Source organism: Kamptonema animale CS-326 (genome assembly GCF_028330895.1).
Lineage (GTDB): Bacteria > Cyanobacteriota > Cyanobacteriia > Cyanobacteriales > Microcoleaceae > Kamptonema > Kamptonema formosum.
The window spans coordinates 1-9,383 of the sequence record NZ_JAQMUA010000483.1 but is presented as its reverse complement, the minus strand read 5'-3'; the positions used below and the strand labels follow the sequence as shown (position 1 = coordinate 9,383).

Annotated in this window: 4 protein-coding genes; 1 reads left to right on the top strand and 3 read right to left on the bottom strand. The window is 46.8% G+C overall.

Annotated elements, in window-relative coordinates; translation table 11 throughout:
- Positions 1–60: 60 nt before the first annotated feature.
- Positions 61–4,962 carry a translocation/assembly module TamB domain-containing protein gene (locus PN499_RS28290; RefSeq protein WP_272036817.1) on the top strand — a complete coding sequence of 1,634 codons (4,902 nt, stop codon included), beginning with the start codon at positions 61–63 and terminating at the stop codon, positions 4,960–4,962.
- A gap of 341 nt (positions 4,963–5,303) precedes the next feature.
- Here PN499_RS28290 and PN499_RS28285 read toward each other — a convergent pair whose 3' ends face one another.
- The 3 genes from PN499_RS28285 to PN499_RS28275 form a co-directional block, all read right to left on the bottom strand.
- Complete coding sequence (locus PN499_RS28285; protein ID WP_272036815.1) at positions 5,304–5,945, bottom strand: cytochrome c oxidase subunit 3; 642 nt, start codon at positions 5,943–5,945, stop codon at positions 5,304–5,306.
- Between the two features lie 253 nt (positions 5,946–6,198).
- Positions 6,199–7,875, bottom strand: coding sequence for a cytochrome c oxidase subunit I (gene ctaD / locus PN499_RS28280; protein WP_272036813.1), 1,677 nt, complete (start codon positions 7,873–7,875; stop codon positions 6,199–6,201).
- Between the two features lie 67 nt (positions 7,876–7,942).
- Complete coding sequence (locus PN499_RS28275; protein ID WP_272036811.1) at positions 7,943–8,977, bottom strand: cytochrome c oxidase subunit II; 1,035 nt, start codon at positions 8,975–8,977, stop codon at positions 7,943–7,945.
- Positions 8,978–9,383 lie beyond the last annotated feature (406 nt).

Sequence of the window (9,383 nt, the reverse complement as noted above, 5' to 3'; positions counted from 1 at the left end):
TCCCCATCCTCCCCACCTTCCCCACCTTCCCCATCTCTCCCCTCTTCTCTGCTTGTATCTTTGAGCGATATTCGGGTAACGCCAAGTGCTGGGGGTGAAATTACTGGCAAAGGTCAAGTTGATATAGCTTTGGGAGAGGGCAATTTGCGATCTGGGCTGGTGCTGGATTTAGCAGCTAAGGATTTACCAGCAGATGCGATCGCAGAAATTTACCAAGTTTCTCTTCCACCGGAAGTCGCGATCGGCAATATCTCAGCTAAAGCGCAGATTTTTGGGCCCCTTGATAATATCCAGGGCCGAGTGCAATGGCAAGCACCACAAGCTACATATCCGGCGACTGGCGAAATTCGGATCGCGCGATCGGCAATAGGTTTGCAGAATGTGGCGCTGAGTATCGCTGGGGGTACTGTGAATGTTAGCGGTGTTTTGAATAATGGCCGTTGGCAAGCCTTGGTGGGAGGCGATCGCGTCGATCTCAATCGTTTGCGGCAAGAGATACCGTCACTGTCAATACCTCCTGATTTAGAGGGGCTTGTGAGCGGCCGCGTGCTGGCTGCGGGAACTTTGGACAATTTGAACCTAAATGCGATCGCAGCTAGGGGAATCGGCACTTTAACCACCGCTGGAGGGACGATCGATGGTAGGGGGGTATTGGATAAAGGGCAGTGGCAAGGGATTGCGGAGTCAGAGACGATCGCGATCGCCTCTCTGGCAGATTTGGGATTGCCAATTTTAAATGCTGTTAACCCCGAAGCTACTAATCTGAAAGCTCAACTGCAAAATCTGCAAACCTTAGATGGGCGGGTATCCGGGCAAATTCGAGTAGCCGGGCCTGTGGAGAATGTGAATTTGAATGCGATCGCGGCTGATGCCAGAGGGCGGATTACGGTCGCTGGGGGTACTGTCAATGCCAGTGGTAAGCTGGAATCTGGGCGTTGGCTAGGAGTTGCAGACGCAAACGCGATCGCAGTCAACCCGATTATTAATGCTGGACTGCCCTTTATCGATGGGACTGACCCCCAAGCCAATAATCTTAGGGCTCAACTGCAAAATTTGCAAACCCTGAATGGGCGTATTACCGGGCAAATTCGAGCCGCCGGGCCTTTGAATAACTTGACTTTGAATGCGATCGCGGCTGATGGTAATGGACGCATTGCTGTTGCTGGCGGTACTCTCAATCTCAGAGGCGAACTAGGCGGGGGCAGATGGCAGGGAGTTGCAGGGGCAGATGCGATCGCACTCAATCCTATTATTAACGCTGGATTGCCATTTGTAAATAGTAATCTCAAAGCTCAACTGCAAAATTTGCAATCCCTAAACGGGCGATTAACGGGTCAATTGCAAGCAGCGGGCCCCTTGGAAAATTTAACAGCAAATGCGATAACTGCCTTTGCCAATGGCCGAATTGTTACTAATCAATTAGGCGAAATTTTAGCTCAAGGTAAATTAGAAAAAAGCAGTTGGCAAGCATTCCTGCAAACCAATGATTTACCTCTGAACCGTTTAGAACAACCATTAAAACAAGCAGGATTGCTAACCGCCGATCTCCCCCCAGAAATAGACGGAGTTTTAGATGGGAGAGTACGCCTATCTGGGAATTTGAATAACTTAAGTGGTAACGCAATTGTTGCTAACGGTGAAGGTCAACTCAGACTCAATGATGGCGGTGGGATTGTCAATGCCAGAGGTGAATTAACTAGAGGTAATTGGCGAGCAAATATTGGGGGAGATCGAATTGCATTAAGTCGCTTTCAAGAAGTGTGGTTAGCACAAACTTCGCGCTTGCGAGCCCAAGGCTTAATTAGTCAAGCCCAAAACTTACCGTTACTCGGAGGACTTTTCAACGGTCAAATTAACTTATCTGCCCCCTTAGCTGTTGTCCCCCAAGCAATTCGCGCTGCTGGCCGTTTCCAAGTATCAGAATTGCCTTTTCTCAATCAACCGTTTGCGGCTGTATTTAACTGGGATGGTAAACGAGTCGAAGTTGAGAATGCTGTCAGTCCGGGATTGAGCGCCAATGGATTTTTTGGTGTAGAATTTGAAGGGAAAGGATTACCTTCTATTTCTAATTTGGATTTTAATGTCAAACTCTCCAATTTTGACTTAGAATCTTTACCAATTCCCACACCTGCGGCCCTGGAAAATGTAAGTAGCCCGACTTTGGTAGCAGGAAGGGCTGATTTTGTAGGGCGGGTTTCGGGCACTCTTGCCGATCTGAATTTAGTTGGCGATTTGCGATTGCGCGACTTGGCGGTAAATAAGGTAGAATTTGAGCCGGTCATGGTGGGTACTGTGAATGGCGGATTAGGACGAGGATTAGACTTAAATTTAGCGGGGCAACAAGACCGAATTCAGATAGCTTTAGATCGGACTTATTTGCCAACATCATTTTTAATTCGGCGTGGAGATGCGATCGCCAGCGGTCGTACTCAAGGTGATATTCTGCGAGTTAATCTCGAACAGTTTCCTCTGGCTACTTTGAACTTGACACCCGCCAAGGATCGAGGGTTAGGGCCGATAACTGGTTTGGCTTCGGGCCAAATTAATATACCGGGTTGGAAAATGCCGCTAAATGTGGCTAACTTGCAAGCATCGGGACAAATCGCGATCGCCCAACCTGCGATCGGTTACATTAGAGCTGACAATTTCCAAGGCCAGTTTAACTATGCTAATGGTGTTGCTAGCCTGATTAACGGTGAATTGCGACTAAGACAAAGCCAATACCTAATTTCGGGAACAGTTAAGACTGGTGATAATCCCGAATTTGCAGGCAAAATTAACGCCAAGCAAGGCAATTTGCAAGATATTCTAGTGGCGTTGCAATATTTCAATCTCAACGATATTGCACGCGGCTTAAAACCTCCCGTCTATGGGACAGCGGCGGATGTGCAAACGGTGGCTGTGGGGATGCCAGATGCTCCTTTAATCGAGCAATTGCGCCGTTTTGCAGAAATTCAAGCCCTGTTACAACAACAGCGTGAGGCTCAAGCATCCTCGAAAATACCGCCTTTATCGTCATTGCAAGGGAATTTCGGCGGTGAAATCTCGGTGGCGGGTTCTTTAAGGACGGGAGTACAAGCTCAGTTTAACCTTGCGGGGAATGATTGGCGCTGGGGAAATTATGTTGCCGAACAGTTCAGCGTTGAGGGCAGTTTTCAAGACGGGACTTTGACTGTTTTACCACTGCGAATTAAGTCGGGAGAGACGCTGATCGGCTTTTCGGGGCAAATTGGGCAAAAAGGGCAGTCCGGCCAGTTACGGGTGAGAAATGTCCCAGTAGAGGAGTTGGCGAAAATTGTCGAATTGCCTTATGTGGATGTTACTGGCAATCTCAATCTCAGAGCAACGATCGCAGGTACTTTGGACAATCCGCAGGCGATTGGGGAACTGAGTTTGGTTAACGGTACAATTAATACTGAGCCGATTGAGAATGCTGAAGGCAGTTTTAGCTATACTAATGCTCGTCTCAATTTCAGCGGTAGTGCTTTAGTGACGGCTGCGGAACCGATAACTGTACAGGGAAGTTTGCCTTTTGAGTTGCCTTTTGCAGGGGTGAAAGCCGATAGCGACCAAATTGCCTTGAATGTGAATCTCAAAAATGAGGGGTTGGCGATTATTAATGTCCTCACGCCGCAAATTGCTTGGGTTGACGGTAAGGGACAGGTACAACTCAAGGTAGGTGGGACTTTACAAAGTCCAGCGGCGGAAGGAATTGCGACTTTTGAGAATGCGACGGTACGAGCACGGGCTTTTCCTGACCCGCTGACAGGGTTGACGGGAATTGTCCGGTTTGAGGGCGATCGCATTCGTGTTGAAGGCTTACAAGGGCAGTTAAGTCAGGGTAAGGTAACGGCGGTAGGGACAATACCGCTGGTAATCCCTCTGAGTGAGGGCGATCGCGATCGGGCAAATCCGCTAACAGTCGCTTTGGATAAGTTGTCTTTGAATCTGAAGGGACTTTACCGAGGTGGTGCAAATGGTCAAATTATTGTAGCAGGAACGGCATTGAGGCCGTCTTTGGGCGGTAATATTGACCTTTCTAACGGTCAAGTATTTCTCCCTGGTTCTGGTAGTGGTACAACCCTGGTATCGACAACGGGAGGGCGATCGCAGTCCTTTGAGGTAGGATTGGATAATCTGCGGTTGAATTTGCGTAAGGGAGTCCAGGTAACGAGTCCGCCGATATTGAGTTTTCTGGCAACTGGGGGTTTAACTGTGAATGGGACGCTGGATGATTTGCGGCCCCAGGGTACGATTAAACTAACAGCGGGGGCGGTGAATTTGTTTACTACCCAATTCCGCCTCGATCGCGGCTACCCGCAAACCGCAACTTTTATACCATCTCAAGGGCTAGACCCAACTCTGGACGTGCGTTTGGTGACATCTGTACCGGAGGTAACGCGGTTTGTAACGCCGACTTCGGCTTTGTCTTCGGAGATCGCGGATAATCCGACTGGGATTAATTCTGGCAGTGTCCGCAGCATCCGCATTCAAGCTTTAGCCCAAGGACGGGCTTCTCAGTTGGCGGAAAATATCGAGTTACGGAGTTCTCCAACTCGTTCGGAGACAGAACTTGTGGCTTTGTTGGGCGGTAGTTTTGTGCAGACTTTGGGGGCTGGAGACAGTACGCTGGCGATCGCTAATTTAGCGGGTGCGGGTTTATTCAGTAATCTTCAATCTGCGGTGACGAATGCTACGGGCTTGACGGAGTTTCGCCTATTTCCTACTAGGATTAGAAACGAGGAAGGGAAAAGTTCTTCTTCGTCTACTTTGGGTTTAGGTTTGGAGGTTGGTCTTGATATTACGCGCAATGTTTCTGCTTCAGTAATTCGCGTACTCGCGCCGAATCAGCCTACTGAATTTACTGTCCGCTATCGATTGAGTGATGAGGTTTTATTGCGCGGTTCCACTAATTTTCAAGGGGATAATCGGGCAACTGTTGAATATGAAGTGAGGTTTTAAGTAGAAGGCAGAAGGCAGAAGGTTGGTTGTATGAAGTTCACTCAACAATGCAGATTGTATCAACAATTTGGAGAATTGGTATGAGAGATATCAGTTATACCAAATCAGGCTTAAATACCTTGATTCTTGAGTCCGCGTAGGCGGACTTCGTTTGTGTAGTAGCGATTTCAATCGCCGAATCATCAAGGGGATATCTTTCTTTCTTCCTTCTTCCTTCTTCCTTCTTCCTTCTTCCTTCTTCCTTCTTCCTTCTTCCTTCTACTTAATTTGTAATCCCCAAACAAAACCCCTCTATGTACCAGAGAGGAACAGAGGGGTTTTATTCTCAACTCACTACTGAATTAAAACAGCGTGAGAATATAAATCAAGGTGAACAGAATAATCCAGATGATATCGACGAAGTGCCAGTAAATCTCTGCCATTTCGATACCAGTATGCTTAACATTGGAATAGTGTCCTTCGCGGCGACTCCGCCACAGCACACCCAAAATTAAACACACACCAATCAAAACGTGCAAACCGTGAAAACCTGTCATCAGGTAAAAACAATTAGCAAAAATATTCGCAGTCAAACCATAGCCTAGAGTTAGATACTCATAAGCTTGACCCCCTAAGAAAATAACTCCCATTAAGGCAGTTACAGCGTACCAAAGTCGCATTCCTTTGACATCATTCTTTTTAATTGCTGTATCGCCCATGTGGATGACAAAACTGCTTGAAACCAGAATGATTGTGTTAATTGTAGGTAGCAATAGTTCTACCTCTGTCCCTTCAGGAGGCCAAACCTCGGTAGCACCCCGCAATAACAAATAAGCGGAAAAAAATCCGCCAAACATTAAGGATTCAGAAGCCAAGAAAGTCAGCAATCCAAAAACCCGCAAATCCTGATGTTCTTCGTGATGTTCGGCTGCATGGGCCGTCGCCTCTGGCGGGACAGACGAGTTGACAATATTATCTGGAACGTCAATTGTTGAACCTTGCATAATTCTCCAATATTTTTGTTAGTTGTTAATTGTTAATTGTTAGTTGTTAGTTGTTAGTTATTAGTTGTTAGTTTAGGACTTACACACGAACAACGTATTTCTGTCATTACGAGCGAAGCGAAGTAATCGCAACCCTTATGTTTTTAGGCGATACTGCGTAAGTCATCTGGTTATTACTTTATTGCCCAAAAAAGACAAAAAGCTAACCCAAACTATCACTAACAACGAACTATTAACCACTAACAACTAACAACTAACTCTTAACAGATATAGGAACACTTGGCTTACCATGACCATCTACTCCATAGTCGTAGGGGCCATAGGTCAACACTGGCAACACTTCCCAGTTTTCGATCGCGGGTGGCGATGCAGTCGTCCATTCCAAAGTTAGAGCATTCCAAGGATTACCAGATGCTTTGGGCCCGTACATCCAACTCCAAATAATATTAATGAAGAATGGAATTACAGAGAACCCTAGCAAAATCGATCCGTAGGTACAAAGCTGGTTAAGCTGAGTAAATTGGGGGTCATACATGGCAATCCGGCGAGGCATTCCTTGCAATCCCAAAGAGTGCATCGGTAGGAAGGTAAGATTAGTACCAATGAAGGTGAGAACAAAGTGAACTCTACCCCAAGTTTCATTCAGCATCCGGCCAGTCATTTTGGGGAACCAGTGATAAATTCCGGCATAAAGGCCGAAGACTGAACCGCCAAATAAGACGTAGTGGAAATGACCCACGACATAGTAACTATCGTGAACGTGAACGTCAAAAGGTGCAGTGCCTAATGTTACGCCGGAAAGTCCCCCAAAGACGAACATCATCAACAAACCGATCGCGAATAGCATCGCACTGGTAAAGCGAATTTTACCGCCCCAGAGGGTAGCTACCCAGCCGAATATCTTCACCCCAGTAGGAACCGCAACAATCAGGGTGGAGATGGTGAAAAACATCCGCATCCAGGGAGGTGTACCGCTGGTAAACATATGGTGTACCCAGACGAACAATCCCACAAAGCAAATGGCGACGCTAGAGTAGGCGATCGCTTTATACCCAAAAATCGGTTTCCGAGCATGAACCGGAATCACTTCCGACATAATCCCGAAAATTGGCAGAATCATCAGATAAACTGCCGGGTGAGAATAGAACCAGAATAAATGCTGGTAAATAACGACATTACCACCTGCATCAGGCTTGAAGAATGACGTACCAAAATTGATGTCAAACAATAGCAGAACTAATCCCGCAGCTAGCACTGGAGTTGACACAAGTGCCAAAATTGAAGTCGCCATAATTGCCCAGCAAAACAGGGGAACTTGATCCCACCTCATGCTAGGAATTTTCATCTTCAGGATGGTGACGATAAAATTCAACGATCCCAAAATTGATGAAGTCCCTACCAATACGATCGCCAAAATCCACATGGACTGAGCCGTATTTGCCGTAATTACGCTCAACGGCGGATAAGATGTCCAGCCTGATTGAGCTCCTCCGAAGAAGAAACTGCCTAAAATCAGCAATCCAGCGGGTGGGTTTACCCAAAAGGCGATCGCATTCAGTTTAGGAAAGGCCATATCTCTAGCACCGATCATCAGGGGCACCAGAAAGTTACCAAATCCCCCGATCGCCGCCGGCACAATCCACAGGAAAATCATAATCGTCCCGTGATTAGTCAAGAAGGCGTTATACAGTTCGGGAGGCAAAAAGTCGGAATCGGGAGTAAAAAGTTCTGCCCGCATCGCCATCGCCATCAAACCGCCAATCAGGTAGAAAATAAACGCCGTGACCAGATATTGGATACCAATTAGCTTGTGGTCAACGTTAAACGTAAAGTAGTCGTACCATTTCCAGGCTTCTGGATGCTGATGTCCACCATGAGGATCGCCCTTATTTTCCGGCGGTGCGTTTACTGGAATTTGTGCTTGTGCCATAAAGTATGTTGGGGAAAAATAGCGAATTTGTTAACTGTTAACTGTTAACGGTTAACTGTTAACTGACTTATTTGTGCAGTTGAGCTAAGGTTTCGGCTTTAATACCCATCTCGCTGGCGTAGGGGGCCAAAAACTCCGATGCTGACAAATTAGCGGGGTTAACTGCAACAGCTTGATTCAAATCTTGCTGCTGAGCAACCTGACTTTCTTTTAGCCAGCTATCGTACTCTTCCTGAGTGTGTACGATTACTCTTGTCCGCATAGCGCCATGATAGCTGCCGCAGAGTTCGGCGCAAAATACGGGGTAATCTCCAGTCTTGATAGCTACGAACCGGAGTTCAGTGGGGATACCAGGAATGGCATCTTGTTTGAGGCGGAACTGTGGCATCCAGAATGAGTGGATTACATCGACGGCGGAGAGGTTAAGCTGTACGTCTTTGCCGATGGGTACGTGCAGTTCGCCGGAGGTGACGTTGCTTTCGGGATAGTTAAATATCCAGGCGTATTGCATACCAGTGACGTTTACTGTCACGTCTGGTTGTTTTCCTTCCTCGGCCGGTGTTCCTCCGAAGCCATATTTTGCATCGGGGGCTGGTGGCATTTCATCGGCTGCCACTTCTTCTGATTGCGCGATGAGAGGAGCTGCGATCGCGCTTCCTCTGGGCATTTTATGTGCCATGTGGGATGGTGAATGGACGTGAGCCATTACCTGAGAAGCCCCAGGGTCAAAGCCTCCCATATCTCTATAAACTTCAACGCTGTAGACTCCTAAGCCGATTACTAAGATCGCAGGAATTGCTGTCCAGAAGACTTCTAAGCCAAAGTTTTCGCTAATTGGCACTCCGTCGCCGTCGTCTCCAGGGCGGTGGCGGAATTGGATCGCAAACAGTACGATCGCTCCCTCTACTACGATAAACAGGGCTGTGCCGATCGTGATCATCACGTTAAAAAAATCATCCACCAGTGGGGCCTGGGCTGATGCCTGCTCTGGGAGTAGGTGGTTGTTTTGACCGTACCACACGCTCACCACTGTGATGACGATGCCAGCAACCAGAGCCAATATTGAACTTGGTACTGTTTGTTTTTCTTTTTCTTCTGCCATGCCTTGACTCCTTGCTCAGGGGTGCGACACCTTGGTTGAGGAGTCGCTTACTTGAAGCTTGCTTGTTTGTCGGCTGCCATCTGACAGGCAGTCATATCTACTTATTAGGGTAGAGCAGGTATCCATTTAGAGTTTGTAACTGGTGCTAATTTTTAGGATTTTTTTATGCTTTTAACATTTCGCAATAAAACTTTATACTTTTAGGTACAGGAAAAAGTCAAAAAAATATTAAATCTTAAGGTTTTCTTTATAAATTATTCCTAAATTTTGATGGCTGAATCGGCTAAGCACAGAAAATCCGTCAAATAAATCAAGATTTGTTTAAAATTATAAAAATCAGCGCAATATATTCCTAGAACTTAGGCAAAACTATTTGTAACGCCGCCTTCGAGGCGGTATCCTTAAC